General features: G+C 75.1%; 14 protein-coding genes. 6 read left to right on the forward strand and 8 right to left on the reverse strand.

What is annotated here, in order from left to right; genetic code table 11:
* The first annotated feature begins 98 nt into the window (after positions 1-98).
* Together ACZ6ZT_RS22285 and ACZ6ZT_RS22290 are read left to right on the forward strand one after the other, a co-directional pair.
* Positions 99-2,060 carry an ATP-binding protein gene (locus ACZ6ZT_RS22285; protein WP_469721488.1) on the forward strand — a complete coding sequence of 654 codons (1,962 nt, stop codon included), beginning with the start codon at positions 99-101 and terminating at the stop codon, positions 2,058-2,060.
* Between the two features lie 135 nt (positions 2,061-2,195).
* The gene (locus tag ACZ6ZT_RS22290; protein ID WP_469721490.1) at positions 2,196-3,278 is read left to right on the forward strand and encodes a saccharopine dehydrogenase; all 1,083 of its coding nucleotides are present in this window, start codon (positions 2,196-2,198) and stop codon (positions 3,276-3,278) included.
* Between the two features lie 21 nt (positions 3,279-3,299).
* On the opposite strand, the gene ACZ6ZT_RS22295 is transcribed toward ACZ6ZT_RS22290, so the two are convergent.
* The 4 genes from ACZ6ZT_RS22295 to ACZ6ZT_RS22310 form a co-directional block, all read right to left on the reverse strand.
* On the reverse strand, positions 3,300-4,496 hold the full coding sequence (locus ACZ6ZT_RS22295) for a GDSL-type esterase/lipase family protein (protein WP_469721491.1): 1,197 nt from the start codon (positions 4,494-4,496) through the stop codon (positions 3,300-3,302).
* Positions 4,497-4,766: 270 nt separating this feature from the next.
* Positions 4,767-6,386: a malate synthase A gene (aceB, locus tag ACZ6ZT_RS22300; protein WP_469721493.1), complete on the reverse strand. Its 1,620-nt coding sequence runs from the start codon at positions 6,384-6,386 to the stop codon at positions 4,767-4,769.
* Positions 6,387-6,659: 273 nt separating this feature from the next.
* A complete protein-coding gene (locus ACZ6ZT_RS22305; RefSeq protein ID WP_469721495.1) occupies positions 6,660-7,274 on the reverse strand; it encodes a nucleotidyltransferase family protein in 615 nt (204 codons plus the stop codon).
* The gene (locus ACZ6ZT_RS22310) at positions 7,271-7,510 is read right to left on the reverse strand and encodes a hypothetical protein (protein WP_469721497.1); all 240 of its coding nucleotides are present in this window, start codon (positions 7,508-7,510) and stop codon (positions 7,271-7,273) included. Before ACZ6ZT_RS22310 ends, ACZ6ZT_RS22305 begins: the two co-directional genes overlap by 4 nt.
* A gap of 86 nt (positions 7,511-7,596) precedes the next feature.
* Between ACZ6ZT_RS22310 and yczR the strand changes: the two genes are divergently transcribed.
* On the forward strand, positions 7,597-9,084 hold the full coding sequence (yczR, locus tag ACZ6ZT_RS22315) for a MocR-like transcription factor YczR (protein WP_469721498.1): 1,488 nt from the start codon (positions 7,597-7,599) through the stop codon (positions 9,082-9,084).
* Positions 9,085-9,102: 18 nt separating this feature from the next.
* Here the strand turns inward: yczR and ACZ6ZT_RS22320 are convergent, their stop codons facing one another.
* Both ACZ6ZT_RS22320 and ACZ6ZT_RS22325 read right to left on the reverse strand, forming a co-directional pair.
* The gene (locus tag ACZ6ZT_RS22320) at positions 9,103-9,732 is read right to left on the reverse strand and encodes a response regulator (RefSeq protein WP_469721500.1); all 630 of its coding nucleotides are present in this window, start codon (positions 9,730-9,732) and stop codon (positions 9,103-9,105) included.
* A complete protein-coding gene (locus ACZ6ZT_RS22325) occupies positions 9,729-10,961 on the reverse strand; it encodes a sensor histidine kinase (protein WP_469721501.1) in 1,233 nt (410 codons plus the stop codon). The genes ACZ6ZT_RS22320 and ACZ6ZT_RS22325 overlap by 4 nt, the downstream gene beginning before the upstream one ends.
* A gap of 134 nt (positions 10,962-11,095) precedes the next feature.
* Here ACZ6ZT_RS22325 and ACZ6ZT_RS22330 point away from each other — a divergent pair, with 134 nt between their 5' ends.
* The gene (locus ACZ6ZT_RS22330; protein WP_469721502.1) at positions 11,096-12,190 is read left to right on the forward strand and encodes an ABC transporter permease; all 1,095 of its coding nucleotides are present in this window, start codon (positions 11,096-11,098) and stop codon (positions 12,188-12,190) included.
* Positions 12,187-12,879, forward strand: a complete 693-nt coding sequence (locus ACZ6ZT_RS22335; protein ID WP_469721504.1) for an ABC transporter ATP-binding protein — start codon at positions 12,187-12,189, stop codon at positions 12,877-12,879. The genes ACZ6ZT_RS22330 and ACZ6ZT_RS22335 overlap by 4 nt, the downstream gene beginning before the upstream one ends.
* Before the next feature lie 306 nt (positions 12,880-13,185).
* On the opposite strand, the gene ACZ6ZT_RS22340 is transcribed toward ACZ6ZT_RS22335, so the two are convergent.
* Both ACZ6ZT_RS22340 and ACZ6ZT_RS22345 read right to left on the reverse strand, forming a co-directional pair.
* Positions 13,186-14,874, reverse strand: coding sequence for a hypothetical protein (locus ACZ6ZT_RS22340; protein WP_469721505.1), 1,689 nt, complete (start codon positions 14,872-14,874; stop codon positions 13,186-13,188).
* A 99-nt stretch (positions 14,875-14,973) separates the two neighbouring features.
* Positions 14,974-15,777 (reverse strand): IclR family transcriptional regulator, encoded by an 804-nt coding sequence (locus tag ACZ6ZT_RS22345; RefSeq protein ID WP_469721507.1) that lies wholly within the window; start codon positions 15,775-15,777, stop codon positions 14,974-14,976.
* A gap of 326 nt (positions 15,778-16,103) precedes the next feature.
* Here ACZ6ZT_RS22345 and allB point away from each other — a divergent pair, with 326 nt between their 5' ends.
* Entirely contained in the window at positions 16,104-17,447 is a 1,344-nt protein-coding gene (allB, locus tag ACZ6ZT_RS22350; protein ID WP_469721509.1) for an allantoinase AllB, read from the forward strand.

Here is a 17,447-nt window from a genome sequence, read left to right on the forward strand (position 1 = left end):
CTTTGGGTGTTCAACTGTGGAATCGGACGGTTGTGCACACCTTCGCGAAAGCAGCGGGAGGACGCGTGGGGGACCCCGGCACGCACGTGCGCCAAGCGGTGCCAGCCGAACTGTCCAGCTTCATCGGCCGGGAGCACGAGCTGACCCGCACCGCCGCCCTGCTCACCACGGAACGCCTGGTCACGCTCACCGGACCGGCCGGAATCGGCAAGACCCGGCTGGCCGTGCGCACCGCCTCGGCCCTGGTCCGCAAGGGGACCGACCTCGTCTGGGCCGATCTGGCCGCGCTGCCCGGCGGCGCGGAGGGGCCGCTGGAGGCGGAGTTGCTCCGGCGACTCGAAGGCCGCGAAGCCCTGGTGGTGCTCGACGGCTGCGAGTCGCTCGGCGAACGGGCCGGCCCACTCGCGGCCCGGCTGCTGGAGCGCGGGCCCCGGGTACGGATTCTGGCCACCTCGCAGCGCCTGCTCGGGGCCGCGGGGGAGGCACGGGTCTCCGTACCGCCCCTGTCGCTGCCGGCCGCGCCGCCCGATCCCGCCCGGCGCTGCCCCGTGCCCGAGGTCACCGGGTCCGAGGCCGTACGCCTCTACGCGGAACGGGCGCGCGGGGCCGACCCCTCCTTCGTGCTCACCGACCGCAACGCGGGAGCCGTCGCCGCCCTGTGCCGGGCCCTCGACGGGATCCCCGGCGCGCTGGAACTGGCCGCCGGGCAGGTCCGCCGCCACGCCCCCGCCGAGGCGCTGCGCCGGCTGACCGCCGACCCGCTGGGCTTCGTCGAAGGCGGCCCGGGCCGGGCAGGAGGGTCCGACGCCGTGCGGACCCTCCGGCTGTCCTCGCCCGGGGAACGCCTGCTGTGGGAGCGGCTGTCCGTCTTCGCGGGCTCCTTCGACCGGGCCGCCGTCGCCGAGGTGTGCGGTTTCGGCGCGCTGAGCCCGGGGGCCGCCGGGGAGGCGCTGCACCGCCTCGCCCCCGCCCTGCTCACGGAGGCGGGGACCACCCCGGTCCGCTACCGGCTGCCGTTGGCCGTACGGGCCCACGCGGCCCGCCGGCTCGCCCGCGACCCCCTCGGCGACGCGGCGACCGCGGCCCGCCGCCACCACGCCCGGTGCCGGGTGACCGCCGAACGGGCCGCGGCGCTGTGGCGCGCGGGGGCGCAGCGGGAGGCGCGCGCCCTGGCGTTGCGCGAACTGCCGGAGCTGCGGCGGGCGATGGACCCGTCGGCGGCGGCCGGTCCGCGGGGCGTGCTGGAGATCGCCGTGCCGCTGTGGTTCCTCTGGGCGCCGTGCGGCCTGGTGGCGGAGGGGCGCCGGCACCTGGAACGGGCCCTCGCCCTCCACCCGGCGCCCCGGCCGGCCCGGGCGCTGTGGCTGGCGGCCTGGCTGGCGGCGAGCTCCGGTGAGGCGCAGGCCGCCGATCCGCTGCTGGCGGAGGCGTGGAGCGCGGCCGTCCAGGAGGGCGAGGACGCCTGTCTGGCCTACCTCGCGCACACCCGGGGCCTGGTCGCCCTGTGGCAGGACCGGCCCTGGCAGGCGGCGGCCGAGTTCCGCGACGCGCTCGAACAGCTCCCCGCCGAGCCGGTGTTCGGCCCCGGCCCGGAGGCCGTGCGGGCGGCGCTGACCATGGCGCTCGCGCACACCGACCCGGCGTCCGTGACCGTCGGGGAGGACCCGCGGGGCGGGGACGCGGGCGGGCCGGCGGGCGGCGCCGCGGACCTGTGGGCCCGTTCCCGTACCGGCTACGCCCACGCCGCCGTCCAGCGCCGCGAGGGCCGGCCGGCCCTGGCCCGTACCGAGCTGACGCGCGCCCTCGACATCCAGCTCGCGCTGGGCGACCGGATCGGGACCGCCCTCTCGGTGGAACTGCTGGCCGAACTGGAGGCCGACACGGGCCGTTACGAGGAGTCCGCGCGGCTGCTCGGCGCGGTCTCCGGCAGCCGCCCGGGCGGGGCCGCCGTCCCGCGCGCGGAGCGGGTCCTGCGGCTGCGCATGGACCCCGAGGCCTTCCGGGCCGCCCACGCGGAGGGCGCCCGTACCCCGCTGCGGGACCTGCTGGCGCAGTCCTGAGCCGGGGGACGACGGGCGGGGTCCGCGGGACGGCAGGGCCGGGAGTTGCCGGGCCCATCCGGCGTACCCCGTATACGGCGCGGAAAGACATCGCATGAGCGAACCCACCCCGCCGAACGGACAGGTGGTACAGCCATGCCGCAGCACCCCCAGCTCTGGATGCGCAGCGAGACCCGCCCCACCGAACGCCGTGCGCCGCTCACGCCGCAGGACGCCGCCCGGCTCGTGAGGCGGGGCGTACGGATCACCGTGGAGGAGTCCGGCCACCGGGTCTTCCCGCTCGACGCCTACGCCGCCGCCGGCTGCGAACTCGCTCCCGCCGGAGCCTGGGCGGGGGAGGCGCCCGGCTCGGCGTACGTCCTCGGACTGAAGGAACTCCCGCCGCGGCCCGCGCGTTTACACCACCGGCACGTGTACTTCGGGCACGCCTACAAGGGCCAGGCGCAGGCCCCCGAGCTGCTGCGGAGGTTCGCCGAGGGCGGCGGGACCCTGCTCGACCTGGAGTACCTCGCCGACGCCCAGGGCCGGCGGCTGGCCGCCTTCGGCTACTGGGCGGGGTACGTGGGCGCCGCCCTGGCCGCCCTGCGGGCGCGCGGCCGGCTCACGGCGCCGCTGACCGCCCTGCCCCGCGCGGAACTCGACGCCCGGCTGCGCCCCGCGCCGGCGGACCGGCCGTTGCGCGCCCTGGTGATCGGCATCGCCGGCCGCAGCGGGCGCGGCGCCCGTGACGCCCTGACCACCGCCGGGATCGAGGTCACCGGCTGGGACCGCAGCGCCACCCGCCGACTGGACCGGGCCGCCCTGCTCGGCCACGACATCCTGGTCAACGCGGTGCTCACCACCCGCCCGGTGCCGCCCTTCCTCACCCCGGCCGACCTGGACGACCGCACCGGCACCCGGCGGCGGCTCTCGGTGATCGCCGACATCACCTGTGACACCGGCTCGGCGCTGCACCTGCTCCCCGTCTACGACCGCCTCACCGACTGGACGGTCCCGGCCCGGCGGCTGCGCGAGGGCAGCCCGCCGCTGGACGTGATCGCCATCGACAACCTGCCCTCGCTGCTTCCGGCCGAGGCGGCCCGCGCCTTCTCGGCGGACCTCCTGCCCAAGCTCCTCGCCCTGCACGCCCCCGCCCCGGACCCGGACTGGCTGCGCTGTCGCGCCGCCTTCACCACGGCACTGGCGACGCTCCCGGGGGACCCGTACCGGGCGGCCTAGCCGGGGTGGGGGCGTACGGACCTATGGGGCCGGCGTCAGGTACATGCCGGTGTGGTCGCCGCCCGGGGTGTTCTTGCAGCTCGCCCCGGAGTTCGCGGGCTGGGCCACCGCCAGGGCCAGGCAGCGGCCGACGGCCAGCTGGCCGTAGTAGTTGGGGTGCATCGACTCCTGGACCGGCCCCTGCGTCCCGTTGTTGTCGATCCAGCGCGCCCACTCGCTCGTCTTCGCCGAGGCCGGCACGGAGGAGCTCACCTGCTTGCTGGACTTCGCGCACACCTCACGCCCCTGGAGCATGTCCCGCAGGTCCAGGAACTGCACGCCCTTGGCTGCCGCGACCCCCTTGATGCGGTCCGCGAGCTGCGGCACGAGCGAGTCCCGGGCCCAGTCGGAGTCCCGGTTCCAGAACGGGCAGCCGCCGGAGTTCAGGCGGCTCCAGTCGCTCTGCGTGTACCGGTTCTCCGCGCCCCGGGGGATCGGCGAGGGGTACGACTGGAGTACGACGCGGTACGAGGTGTCGGCGTACCCGGCGCCGCGCATGACGGCCCGGATCTCGTCGACGGACTTGCCGATGCCCGCCACGACGGAATCGATTTTGCCGTCGACGACCGCCTGCTGGTCGTCGTAGCAGTACGAGCCCCACAGTACGAAGTCGTAGGCGCACTCCTTGATGATGTCGGCGAAGCCGAGGTCGTTGCCGCCGATGGACAGGGCGATGACCTTCACGTCCTTGGCCGCGGCGACGGCCGCGAGCTGGTCGGCCTGCGGGGCCTCGCCCTTGAAGCCGACGCCGCCGTTGGCGGCGCGGAAGACGTTCTGCGAAACGGCGCCGGAACAGGCGAGGTTGACGGCCACGTCGGCGACGGCGCCCGCGCTCAGCACCTCGGCCGAGTCCGAGCGGTCACACCCCGAGGCCGCCGTCGTCCCGTACACCTTGGCGGGGTCGTAGGAACTGCCGCTGGTCCAGGCCCGGTCGGTGCCGTTCCTGCTGCCGCTGTTGGTCAGGCTGTTGCCCTTCCAGCGCCCGGCCTCGCCGGAGATGTAACTGTCGCCCATGGACACCACGGCGGTGGGCCCGGCCCCCGGGCTCGCCGCCGACGTCCCGGCGCCCGCGGCGAGCAGCGCGCCGGTGGCGAGCGGCAGCACCATCGCGGCGCCCGCCAGCCGTCGCACACGACTGCGGGTGACTCTGTCCTTGCCGGCCTTGCGGAATCCGATCACTGCGGAACTCCTGCGGTCGGCCACGCCGCGCGGCAACCGCGGTGCGTGGCTGGGTAAGTGGGGGTACCGCCGGCGCCGGTGGCATCGGAAAGGTGCCACGCCCCCACTTGTTACCGCTAGGTACAGAAGGGTCACGATGAAATAACGCCCGACCATTCGGTCGGCCCGCCCACCCGGTGGACCGCACACTTCCGCCCCCGGCGCCTTGGGGGCGGCGGGGGCGGACGTGGGGTTCGGCTGCTGTGCGTGTCAGCCGATGGTGGGGAGGGGTCAGCCGGTGAGCTGGTCGTATGCCGGGAGGGTGAGGAAGTCCGCGTAGTCGGCGTCCAGGGAGACCTGGAGGAGGAGGTCGTGGGCCTGCTGCCACTTGCCGGCCGCGAAGGCATCCTCGCCGATCTCGGCGCGGATCGCGGCCAGTTCCTCGGCGGCGATCTTCCGGGTCAGTTCGGCGGTGGCCCGCTGCCCGTTCTCGAACACGACTCCGGCGTTGATCCACTGCCAGATCTGCGAGCGCGAGATCTCGGCGGTGGCCGCGTCCTCCATGAGGCCGAAGATGCCGACCGCGCCGAGGCCGCGCAGCCACGCCTCGATGTAGCGGGTGCCGACCTGGACGGCGTTGCGCAGGCCCTCGTACGTCGGCTTCGCGTCCAGGGAGTCGATCGCGATCAGCTCGCCGGGGGCGACCGAGACGTCCTCGCGCAGCCGGTCCTTCTGGTGGGGCTTCTCGCCCAGCACCGCGTCGAAGGAGGCCATCGCGATCGGTACCAGGTCGGGGTGGGCGACCCAGGAGCCGTCGAAGCCGTCGTGCGCCTCGCGGTCCTTGTCGGCCTTGACCTTCTCGAAGGCGACCTTGTTGGCCTCGGCGTCCTTGCGGGACGGGATGAAGGCCGCCATGCCGCCGATGGCGTGCGCGCCGCGCTTGTGGCAGGTGCGGACGAGCAGTTCGGTGTAGGCGCGCATGAAGGGGGCCGTCATCGTGACCGCGTTGCGGTCCGGCAGGACGAACTTCTCGCCGCCGTCGCGGAAGTTCTTCACGATCGAGAAGAGGTAGTCCCAGCGGCCCGCGTTGAGGCCCGCCGCGTGGTCCTTGAGCTCGAAGAGGATCTCTTCCATCTCGTAGGCCGCGGTGATCGTCTCGATGAGGACGGTCGCGCGCACGGTGCCCTGCGGGATGCCGACGTAGTCCTGCGCGAAGACGAAGATGTCGTTCCAGAGGCGGGCCTCCAGGTGCGACTCCGTCTTCGGCAGGTAGAAGTACGGACCCCGGCCGAGGTCGATCAGGCGCTGCGCGTTGTGGAAGAAGTACAGGCCGAAGTCCACGAGCGAGCCGGAGGCGGGGCCGCCCTCGAAGCTGAGGTGGCGCTCCTGGAGGTGCCAGCCGCGCGGCCGCATGACGACGGTGGCCAGCTGCTCGGCGGGCTTCAGGGCGTACGCCTTGCCCGTGCGCGGGTCGGTGAAGTCGATGCGGCGCTCGTAGGCGTCGATCAGGTTGAGCTGGCCGAGGACGACGTTCTCCCACGTGGGGGCCGAGGCGTCTTCGAAGTCGGCGAGCCAGACCTTGGCGCCCGAGTTCAGGGCGTTGATGGTCATCTTGCGGTCCGTCGGACCCGTGATCTCCACGCGGCGGTCGTTCAGCGCGGCCGGGGCCGGCGCGACCTTCCAGTCCCCCTCGCGGACCTGTGCGGTGTCCGGGAGGAAGTCGAGCGTGGACGTACGGGCGATCTCGGCGCGCCGCTCACCGCGTCGGGCCAGAAGCTCGGCGCGGCGGGGGGCGAACCGCCGGTGGAGCTCGGCCACGAAGGCGAGGGCCGCTTCGGTGAGGACTTCGTCCTGCCGGGGCAGGGGCTCGGCGTCGACGATGGCCAGCGGGGACGGCGCTGGTGCGGACATATCTGTCACTCCTTCAGCGGCGGTGCCTGGCGGCCGCGGGGAATGCTCGCGCGAGACGGCACCGAGTGCCGTCGGGTGTGGAGAGTTCCGGGTAACGGTCGCGGGCGCCGTCTGGGGTTTCAGGGCGCTTCTGACCAGTGGATAGTAATTTCCTCATGGTGGAAGTTCAATGGTTTGTTGATGTCGAGATTCTCCGAGTCGACAGATTCCGGTGCTCCGTGGCCCTGAGTGCCATGCCGGTCACGCCCCGCACCAGCGGAGCCGGAGCGGGCCTCAGGTGAGGCGTGCCAAGTCGGCGGGGGTGTCGATGTCGAAGCCGGCCGCGACGTCCCCGCACTCCACCAGCATGACCTCCGCCGCGTGGTTCCCGAGGTGGACGCGCGCGCCGCGGTCCCCGGTCGCCGTGGCGATGATGTCCGGCCAGCGGTCCGCCCCGAACAGCACGGGATGCCCGCGCTCCCCGTCGTACGAGGCCGCCACCAGGCTCGCCGGAGAGCGGTACGCCGCCCGTACCCGGGCCACCGCCGCCGCGCCGATGCCCGGCTGGTCCACCAGGCAGACCAGGGCCGCGGCCGCCCCCGCCCCGGCCAGCGAGGCCAGGCCGGCCCGGAGCGAGGAGCCCATGCCCTCGGCCCAGTCCGGGTTGTCCACGACCACGCACCCCGTCAGGTCGGCGCGCTCGCGGACCTCCGCGGCGGCGGCCCCCAGCACCACGTGCACCGGCGCGCAGCCGGCCTCCCGCAGCGCCCGGACGGCGTTCTCCACCAGCGGGCGGCCCCGGTACGCCAGCAGCGCCTTGGGCCGGCCCCCGAGCCGGCGGCCGCCGCCCGCCGCGAGGAGCAGACCGGCGATCACCGGCCCCGCACCGCCCGGCGGGGGGCCGGTCACCGGGGGAGCGGACGGCCGGGGGGTGTCTTGGTACGCGTACTCCGCTGCTGACGGCATGACAACGATTCTCGCCCCCCGCTCGCGCCCGCGCCCCCGCCCACGCCGCGCCACCGCCGCGCCAGCAGCGCGCCCACGGCGGCCAGCGCGGCCCCGACCGGCAGTGGCCGGGAGATCCGGTCCTCGGCGCGGCGCAGCAGCCGCCGCTCGTCACGGTCGGTGAGGAAGGTGTCCGGCATGAGGATTCTCCTTGCCAATCGGGGCCAATGCAGCGAGTCTGGGCCCGGATTGGCCTGGCTGGCAGAGCCAATCGGGGGAGGTTGGCATGGCAAACGGACGAGTGGTCCACACGGCGGACAGGACGATCGGCAGCCGCCCGCTGACCGCGATGCTCCCCGCCGAGGTACGGGCCCGCCCCGGCTACCGCTCCCTCGCCGACGCCGTCCGCACCCTGATCCTCGACGGCCGGATCGCCCTGCACGTCCGCCTGCCCGCCGAACGCGAACTCGCCGAGGCCGTCGGCGCCAGCCGCGCCACCGTCACCGCCGCCTACGACCTGCTCCGCGAGAGCGGATACGTCCGCAGCCGCCGCGGCTCCGGCACCTGGACCGAGCTCCCCGACGGCCACCGCCCCGTCGGCGCCCACAGCATCGTCGGCGCGGGCGGCTTCGAGACCGGCGGCGACCCCGGCATCGACCTCGGCGTCGCCGCCATGGGCGCCCCCGACGGCAGCCTCGCCGAAGCCTTCGCCCGGGCCGCGCCCCGGCTGACCGCCCTCACCCGCGGCCCCGGCTACCACCCCTTCGGCCTGCCCGACCTGCGCGCCGCCGTCGCGGACCGCTTCACCCGGCGCGGCCTGCCCACCCGCCCCGAGCAGATCCTGGTCACGGCCGGGGCCCAGCAGGCCTTCGCCCTCGTCGTCAGCCTGCTGTGCCGCCCCGGGGACCGGGTGGTCTGCGAGAGCCCCACCTACGCCAATGCCCTCGACGCCCTGCGCCACGCCCGGCTGCGCACCGCGTCCGTGCCCGTCTCCGACGCGGGCTGGGAGATGGAGATCGCCGAGTCCACGCTGCACCAGACGGTGCCCCGGCTGGCCTACGTGATCCCCGACTTCCACAACCCCACCGGCGCCCTCATGCCCGAAGAGCACCGGCTGCGGCTGCTCGCCGCGACCCGGGCCTGCGGCACCTGGCTGGTGGTCGACGAGACCATCGCCGACATCGCCCTCGACGTGCCCCCGCCGGCGCCGCTGGCCTCCCTCGCCGCCCGCGCCGGCGCCGACCACGTGATCACCATCGGCTCGCTGAGCAAGACGTGCTGGGGCGGCCTGCGCGTGGGCTGGATCCGGGCCACGGCCAAGCTGGTGAACGAGCTGGCCGCCGTACGGGTCTCGGCCGACATGACCGGCTCCGCGCTCGACCAGCTGTGCGCCCTGTCCCTCATCGAGGACCTGGAGCGGAGCCTGCCGCCCCGGCTCGCCCGGCTGCGCGCCCAGCGCGCCGCCCTGGTCGGGTCCCTCCAGCGGCACGCCCCCGCATGGTCCTGGCGGCTGCCGCCCGGCGGCCTGTCGCTCTGGGTGGACCTCGGCGAGCCCGTCAGCTCCGCCCTCGCGGACCGGGCCCACGCCGCCGGGGTGCACATCGGCCGCGGCGCCCGCTTCGGCGCGGACCCGGGCACCTTCGAACACCGGCTGCGCATCCCGTACACGCTGCCGCCGGACCGCCTGGACGAAGGCGTACGCCGCCTCGCCCGGGCCTTCCACGAAGGGGTGCCGCTGGCGCCGGGGGTGGAGCGCCCGTACTGGGTGGCCTAGTCGGGCACGGCCCCTGGCCTACCGCGTACGGATGAGGCGGCGGGTGGCCGCCGCGGCGACGGCGGAGGTGCGGGAGTCCACGCCGAGCTTGGCGTAGACGTGCACCAGGTGGGACTTGACGGTGGCCTGGCTGAGGAACAGCTCCTTGGCGATCTGCTGGTTCGACAGCCCGTCCGCCACCAGCTGGAGCACCTCCAGCTCCCGCCTGGTCAGCGCCTCCGCCGGGGTGCGCATCCGGTCCATCAGCCGCAGCGCCACCGCCGGCGCCAGCGCCGACTGGCCGGCCGCCGCCGTACGGACCGCCGCCGCGAGTTCCTCCGGCGGGGCGTCCTTGAGCAGGTAGCCGGAGGCGCCCGCCTCCACGGCGGCCAGGATGTCCGCGTCCGTGTCGTACGTGGTCAGCACCAGCACCCGGGGGCCGCCCGGGCGGGCGGTGATCGCCGCCGTGGCAGCCGAACCGTGCATCGCGGCCCCGAACCGGAGGTCCATCAGCACCACGTCCACCGCCCCGGACGAGGCCAGCTCCACCGCCCGCTCCGCCGTGGCCGCCTCCGCCACCACCGTGAAGTCCGGTTCGTGGTCCAGTACGGCGCGCAGCCCGGCCCGCACCACCGGGTGGTCGTCGGCGAGCAGGAGACGGATGGTCACGGTGCCTCCACGGGCAACGGCAGGGTGACGGCCACGGCGGTGCCCTGGCCGGGGTCGGACTCCACGGTGAACAGCCCGCCCAGCGTCTCGGCCCGCGCCCGCATCGCGGGCAGGCCGAAGCCGCCCCCACCCGGAGCGGCCGAGGCGCCCGGGGCGGCGGAGGCGGGGTCGAAGCCGCGTCCGTCGTCGACGACGTCCAGGGTGACCGAGGTGTCCATGAAGGTCAGGGTGATCTCGGCCCGCCCGGCCCGGGCGTGGCGCACCACGTTGGCCAGCGCCGACTGCGCGATCCGCAGCAGCGCCACCTCGTACGGGGTGGGCAGCCGGCGGGGCGTGCCGCTCACCGAGAACCGCACGCGCGGCCCCGGCACCCCCGAGCACAACCGCTCCAGCGCCCCGGCCAGCGAGCCGTGCTCCAGGTCCGCGGGCGTCAGGGCCCGTACGAAGCGACGTGCCTCGGCGAGGTTCTCCTGCGCGGCCTCCCGGGCCCGGCCGATGTGCTCCGCGGCGGGCGCGTCCGGCGGCAGGGCGCGCTCCGCGGCCCGCAGCAGCAGCTGGATCGAGGACAGGCCCTGGGCCAGGGTGTCGTGGATCTCCCGGGCCAGGCGCTCGCGCTCGGCCAGGATCCCGGCGCCCCGCTCGGCGGCGGCCAGCTCGGCCCGGGTGGCGATGAGCTCCTCGATCAGCTCGCGGCGGCGCTCGCTCTCCCGGTACAGCGCCTGGTAGCCCAGGACCGTGGCGACGGCCACCGCCCCGCCCAGCAGCGGCCCGAGGAAGGCCCCCGGCGTCACCGAGCCGCTGTGCGCGAGGAAGCCCCCGATCGCCGCGCACGCGGTCGCCACGACGGCGGCCAGGCCCCAGCGCAGCCGCAGCAGGTGCAGTTCCAGGAAGTACAGCGGGAAGGCGATCCACAGCCCCTCGGGCGACAGGACCAGCAGCGCGGCCCACACCAGCCCCACCGAGGCCAGCCACACCGCCGCGGCGCGCCCCGAGCGGCCCACCGCCGGGGTCAGCACCCCGGCCGCGTACACGCAGGCCAGCAGCGCGCAGACGGCGATCACCCACCCGGAGCGGGGCGCGGAACCGGTGACGGCCCGCCCGGCGGCCAGCGCGAGCAGCCCGAACAGCAGTGCGTGCAGGCACAGCCGCAGGACGAGGGTGACGGGCGCCGGCGGGCGTGAGGGGGCGACGGAGGGGGAGGGGGCGCGGGAACGGGGAGCGGCAGACATGGCCCGACCAGCGTAAGGCGGCGCCCGAGCGCCCCGGTCAACCAAAAGTTCGATGAAGGGATGCCACCTTCGATAGGAGGATCCCTCCCGCGGCGCGATGCCGCGGACCCGCGGGGACGGCCAAGGTGGGGAACATGTTCGTCGCATGGAGAGATCTACGGTTCGCCAAGGGCCGCTTCGCCCTCATGGGCTCGGTCGTGCTGCTGATCACGCTGCTGGTCGGCCTGCTGTCCGGGCTCACCTCCGGCCTGGCCCGGGAGAACGTCTCGGCCGTCACCGGTCTGCCGGCCGCACGGCTCGCGTTCGCCACGCCCGGCGGGGACCAGAAGGTCTCCTTCACCAACTCCCAGCTCACCGACAAGGCCTGGTCGGCCTGGCGGGACCGGCCCGGGATCAGCGCCGCCGAACCCCTCGGCATCCGCACCACCAACGCCCACTCCGGTGAGCGCACCGCCGCCGTCTCCGTCTTCGGCGTCGAACCGGCCGGCCGGCTCGCGCCCGCCGGGACCCGGCTCGCCCCCGGCCAGGTGGTCCTCACCGAGAAGGCCGCCAAGGAGCTGGGCGGGCTGGGCGCGGGCGGCCGGCTGAAGGTCGGCCCGCTGGAGCTCACCGTGGCGGCCGTCTCCGGCACCGCCGCCTTCAGCCACACCCCGGTCGTCTGGATGGACCTCGACGACTGGCAGCGCGTCGGCAACCCCGGCACGTCCGGTACCGCCGACACCGCCGCGACCGTCATCGCCCTCGACGGGTCCGGCGACGTGGACTGGGCCGCCGGTGACCGGGCCGCCGGAACCACGTCGATGACCGTCGACGCGGCGCTGGGCGCGATCGGCTCGTACCAGGCCGAGAACGGTTCCCTCCAGCTGATGCGCGGGTTCCTCTTCGCCATCTCCGCGCTGGTCATAGGGGCCTTCTTCACGGTGTGGACGATCCAGCGCAGCGGCGACATCGCCGTCCTGAAGGCGCTCGGCGCCTCCACCCCGTACCTGCTGAAGGACGCCCTGGGCCAGGCGGTGGTGATGCTGGCCCTCGGCACCGGGGCCGGCACCGCGCTGGCCGTCGGCGCCGGCGCGCTGATCAGCGGCGGCGACGTTCCCTTCGTCCTCGACGCCGCCACCGTGCTGGTACCGGCCGTGATCATGATCGCGCTCGGGGTGCTGGGCGCGGCCCTGTCCATCCGGCGGATCACCGCCGTCGACCCGCTGACCGCCCTCGGGAGCGCCCGATGACCCTCCTCGTCCACGACGTCACGCTCACCTACCCCGACGGCGACGGCCGCCTCACCGCCCTCGACGCGGTCTTCCTGGAGGTGCCCGCCGGAACCCTGACCGCGATCGTGGGCCCGTCCGGCTCCGGCAAGTCCAGCCTCCTGGCCGTCGCCGCCACGCTGGTCACCCCCGACTCCGGACGGGTGGTCCTGGCCGGCCGGGACACCACCCGGCTGAGCGCCGCCGAGAAATCGGCGCTGCGCCGGGCGGAGATCGGCATCGTCTTCCAGCAGCCGAACCTGCTGGCCTCCCTCACCGCCGCCGAGCAGCTCCAGGTCATGGCGCACCTCTCCGGCCGGCCCTCCCGGCAGGTGCGCCGCCGCGCGCTGGAGCTGCTGGACGCGGTGGGGCTGGCCGACAAGGCGGACAAGCGGCCGCACCAGCTGTCCGGGGGCCAGCGCCAGCGCGTCAACATCGCCCGCGCGCTGATGAACGATCCCTCCGTGCTGCTGGTCGACGAGCCGACCAGCGCGCTGGACCACGAGCGGGGCGCGGCGGTGCTCGACCTGCTCGTCACCCTGACGCGGGAGCGGTCCACCGCCACGGTGCTGGTCACGCACGACCACGCGCACCTGGACCGGATGGACCACACCGCCACCATGGCCGACGGCCGCCTCACGCAGAGCCCGGCACCGGTGCCCGCGACGTAGGCCCGTGCCGGGGGCACCCGGCCGCGACGAGGGCCCTGGCAGGGGGCATCCGACCGCGACGGGCCCGGCCGCCGGGCATTCGGCTGCGGGGCGCTCGGCTGTGGGGCGCCCGGCCGTGGGGCATTCGGCTGCGGGACACCCGGCCGCGATGTAGGCCCGGGCCGGGGCATCCGGCCGCGACGAGGGCCTGATCGGGGGCATCCGGCCGTGGCGGGCCCGGCCGCCGGGTGTCCGGCCGTGGGACACCCGGCCGTGGGGTACCCGGCCGCTCGGCGTCCGGCCGTGGGGCTGGGCCCGCCGCAGGCGCTAACGCCCGATCGGGGTGTGGCCCAGGAGGGCGAGGCGCTGGCGGGTCAGTTCCAGGTGGCGGGGGTCGAGCGAGGGCAGCGCGCGCAGCAGGCTGACCAGCTCGGGGCCGGTCTCGGCCACCGCCGCGCGGTCCTTGAGCTGGGTCCAGCAGTAGAGGGCACCCGCCGCCGCGCCCTTGACCTCGGGGGCGTCCGGCGACTGGCGGGCCAGCCGGGTCCGGCCGACGCCGGTCCACAGCCGGGTGGCCAGCCGGTAGTCGCCGGCCATCCGGGCCAGGTCGGCGCGGATCTCCGACCAGTGGACCGCCTCCGGCGAGCCGGGGCCGTGGCTGCGCAGCGCGTGCTCCTCCCACTCCCGGGCGAGCGCGGCGGCCTCGGCGTGCCGCTGCGAGGTGGCCAGGGCGTGCAGGTGCGGCCGCGGATCCCCGCCACCGGCCGGCGCCTCGTCGGGCTCGGCGGGCCGCTCCCGCGCGAGCTCGTCCGTCCCGCCCCGCGCGTGCTCCACCGCACTCCCCGGCGCCCCGTACGTGCTGCCGCGCCCGGAACCTCCGGCCGCACCGCCGCCGCGGCCGGCCCCGCGCCGGACTCCGTACGCCGACACCTCCGCCGGGGCGGAGGCGCCCGTGCCCGGCACGGACCCCGCGGGGTCCCCGTACGCCGCCCCGGCCCGGACCGCGTGCGCGGACCCGCCGACCGGGGCGGGCGCGCTGGCGCCCGGTGCGGGCCCGGCGGGGATTCCGTACGCCGCTCCGGCCTGGACCCCGTACGCGGGCCCGTCCGCCGGGGCGGAGGCGCTCCTGCCCGGTGCGGGCCCGGCGGGGTCTCCGTACGCCGCCCCGAGCCGGGCCCCGTGCGCGGACCCGTCCGCCGGGGCGGACGCGCTCGCACCCGGCGCGGGTCCGGCGGGGTCCCCGTACGCCTCGGCGGGTTCGGCGGACGGGGGCCGTCCGGCGCCGTACGCCGGGGCGGCTGCGCGGGGCGGGGCGAACGCCGGTTCCGCCGACGGGCGGGCGGCCAGTTCGTGGGCCGTGGGTACGACGAGGGTGCCCGGCGGGAGGGCGGCGGCGCCGACGGCGAGGGCGTGCAGCCGGAGGTTGTCCGGCCGGGCGGGGCTGCTGCGGAGCTGTTCGATCCAGTGCCGGGTGTAACCGCTGACCCCGTGGCCGCCGCCCGCGAAGGCCGGCGGCACGATCACCCCGTACACCTCGGCGGACGGCGAGGCGGGCAGGGTGCCGTACTCCTGGAGCAGCGGCCAGGCGGCCTTGTCCGCCGCGAGGTCGAGCAGCACCGTGGTCAGCCCGGCCGGCCGGTCGCGCAGCTCGGCGCCCAGCCACTCCCACGGCAGCCCGGTGTAGCGGACGGAGGCCGCCGTCGTCCCGGCGAGGCACAGGTGCAGCCGGCGCGTCCGGCGGTCGACGCTCAGCCGGCCCGAGAGGTAGACCAACAGCGGCCCGGGCGTCGCGGCCGCCGTCCGCAGCCGCATCAGCACGGTGTTCGGATCGCGCGCCCCGTCGAGGTACGTGGTGTCGCTGGGGAGGCCGCTGTTCAGCAGCGCCGGTACGGGCACCACCCCCAGCGCGGCCAGATTGGCGCTCGGCGCGACCTGGACGGCGCGGCGGCGCACGGCCGCGTCGCCCGCTATGAGGAGGACGTGCCCCCGCTGCTGCTCCACCGCGATGCTGTGCATGAGCAGACCGTACTCACTTCGCGAAGGCCCCGGTGCCCCCTCACCGAGGAGGGTGCACCGGGGCCTTCGCGGGTCCGCCCGCCGGCGGGTGCGTACCGGTCAGGCCGGGCTCTGGCTCTGCAGGGCCACCGACAGCTCGGCGGCCACCCCCTGGAGGATCGGTACGAAGGACTCGGCCACGGCCTCGGTGACGCGGCCCGCCGGTCCCGAGATGGAGATCGCGGCGGCGGTCGGCGAGTTCGGCACCGACACGGCGAGGCAGCGGACTCCTATTTCCTGCTCGTTGTCGTCGACCGCGTAGCCGGACTTGCGGACCTTCTCCAGGGCGTCGAGGAAGCCCTCGGGCGTGGTGATGGTCTTCTCGGTCGCGGCCGGCATCCCGGTGCGGGCCAGCAGGGCGCGCACCTCGTCGGCGGGGGTGTGGGCGAGCAGCGCCTTGCCCACGCCCGTCGAGTGCGGCAGCACGCGGCGGCCGACCTCGGTGAACATGCGCATGGAGTGCTTGGACGGCACCTGGGCGACGTAGACGATCTCGTCGCCGTCGAGCAGGGCCATGTTCGCCGTCTCGCCGGTCTCCTCGACCAGGCGCGCCAGGTAGGGGCGGGCCCAGGTGCCCAGCAGCCGCGCGGCGGACTCGCCGAGGCGGATCAGCCGGGGGCCGAGGGAGTACCGTCGGTTGGGCTGCTGGCGTACGTAGCCGCAGGCGACGAGGGTCCGCATCAGGCGATGGATGGTCGGCAGCGGCAGCCCGCTGGCGGCGGAGAGCTCGCTGAGACCTACCTCGCCACCGGCATCGGCCATGCGTTCGAGCAGATCGAAGGCGCGCTCAAGGGACTGGACGCCCCCGCCCGCGGCGGTGGGCTTGGCGGAAGCGTCGGTGGTGCTGGCGCTGGACGTCGGCACGGCGCGGTCCTTTCGGTGCTGGCAGGCAAGGGAGCAGCCTACCCGTCGCTCGGCCTCGGCCCTAGAGCCGGGGCTTCGCCGTCCCCGCCGGTCAGAGGGGGTTTGTCCGGGTGGCGGAGGTCATCGTGAAGTTACCGCCCAGCTCCCGGTGGGGCTAGCTACATTCTGGATGGTGAAATCTTAATTCCATTCTGTGGAAACCTCCAATTGCGGCACGGATGCCCGGTCGGTCCGTCCGGCGGCTCTTGACTGGCCCCCGATCGCGGGGAAGACTCCGTCAACAGAACGTTGAATTTCACTCTGTGGAAGTAGATGGGGAGGTTCCGGTGGCCGACGCGGCTGTGGAACTGGTAGTGCGCTCGACGCGCGTCATCACCCCCGAGGGGACGCGCGCCGCCTCGGTGGCCGTCGCCGGCGGGAAGATCACGGCCGTGCTGGCCCACGACGCCGAGGTACCGGCCGGAGCCCGGCTGGAGGACTTCGGCGACGACGTCCTGCTCCCCGGCCTGGTGGACACCCACGTGCACGTCAACGACCCCGGCCGCACCGAGTGGGAGGGCTTCTGGACGGCCACCCGCGCCGCCGCGGCCGGCGGCATCACCACCCTCCTCGACATGCCGCTCAACTCCCTCCCGCCGACCACCACCGTCGAGAACCTCCGCGTCAAGCAGGAGGTCGCCCGCACCAAGGCGCACGTGGACGTCGGCTTCTGGGGCGGCGCGCTGCCCGACAACGTCAAGGACCTGCGGCCCCTGCACGACGCCGGCGTCTACGGCTTCAAGTGCTTCCTGTCGCCCTCCGGCGTCGAGGAGTTCCCCGAGCTCGACCAGGACCAGCTGGCCGCGTCCCTCGCCGAGATCACCGGCTTCGGCGGCCTGATGATCGTGCACGCCGAGGACCCGCACCACCTGGACGCGGCGCCCCACAAGCCCGGGCCCAAGTACGCGGACTTCCTGGCCTCCCGTCCGCGCGACGCCGAGAACACCGCGATCGGCAACCTGATCGCCCAGGCGAAGCGGCTGAACGCCCGCGTCCACGTCCTGCACCTGTCCTCCTCCGACGCGCTGCCGATGATCGCGGCCGCCCGGGCCGAGGGCGTCCGGATCACCGTCGAGTCGTGTCCGCACTACCTCACCCTCACCGCCGAGGAAGTCCCGGACGGCGCCAGCGAGTTCAAGTGCTGCCCGCCCATCCGCGAGGCCGCCAACCAGGACCTCCTGTGGGACGCGCTCGCCGACGGCACCATCGACTGCGTCGTCTCCGACCACTCGCCCTCCACCGCGGACCTGAAGACCGGCGACTTCGCCACCGCCTGGGGCGGCATCTCCTCCCTCCAGCTGGGCCTGCCGGCCATCTGGACCGAGGCCAGGAAGCGCGGCCGCACCCTCGAAGACGTCGCGCGCTGGATGTCCACCGCCCCGGCCGCCCTCGCCGGACTCACCGCCAAGGGCGCCATCGAGGCCGGCCGCGACGCCGACTTCGCCGTCCTGGCCCCCGATGAGACCTTCACCGTGGACCCGGCGCACCTCCACCACCGCAACCAGGTCACGGCGTACGCGGGCAAGACCCTGCACGGCGTCGTGAAGTCCACCTGGCTGCGCGGTACGCGGATCGCCGACCACGGCACCCCGACCGAGCCCACGGGCCGACTCCTCGAAAGGCAGAACTGA

The organism is Streptomyces sp. NPDC102258 (assembly GCF_055584685.1).

What these genes read in the sequence shown, in the direction of transcription:
- ACZ6ZT_RS22290 (WP_469721490.1), top strand. Translation starts at nt 2,196, where the DNA reads ATGCCGCAGCACCCCCAGCTCTGGATGCGCAGCGAGACCCGCCCCACC.
- aceB (WP_469721493.1), bottom strand. Translation starts at nt 6,386, where the DNA reads ATGTCCGCACCAGCGCCGTCCCCGCTGGCCATCGTCGACGCCGAGCCC.
- ACZ6ZT_RS22310 (WP_469721497.1), bottom strand. Translation starts at nt 7,510, where the DNA reads ATGCCGGACACCTTCCTCACCGACCGTGACGAGCGGCGGCTGCTGCGC.
- yczR (WP_469721498.1), top strand. Translation starts at nt 7,597, where the DNA reads ATGGCAAACGGACGAGTGGTCCACACGGCGGACAGGACGATCGGCAGC.
- ACZ6ZT_RS22325 (WP_469721501.1), bottom strand. Translation starts at nt 10,961, where the DNA reads ATGTCTGCCGCTCCCCGTTCCCGCGCCCCCTCCCCCTCCGTCGCCCCC.
- ACZ6ZT_RS22330 (WP_469721502.1), top strand. Translation starts at nt 11,096, where the DNA reads ATGTTCGTCGCATGGAGAGATCTACGGTTCGCCAAGGGCCGCTTCGCC.
- ACZ6ZT_RS22335 (WP_469721504.1), top strand. Translation starts at nt 12,187, where the DNA reads ATGACCCTCCTCGTCCACGACGTCACGCTCACCTACCCCGACGGCGAC.
- ACZ6ZT_RS22340 (WP_469721505.1), bottom strand. Translation starts at nt 14,874, where the DNA reads ATGCACAGCATCGCGGTGGAGCAGCAGCGGGGGCACGTCCTCCTCATA.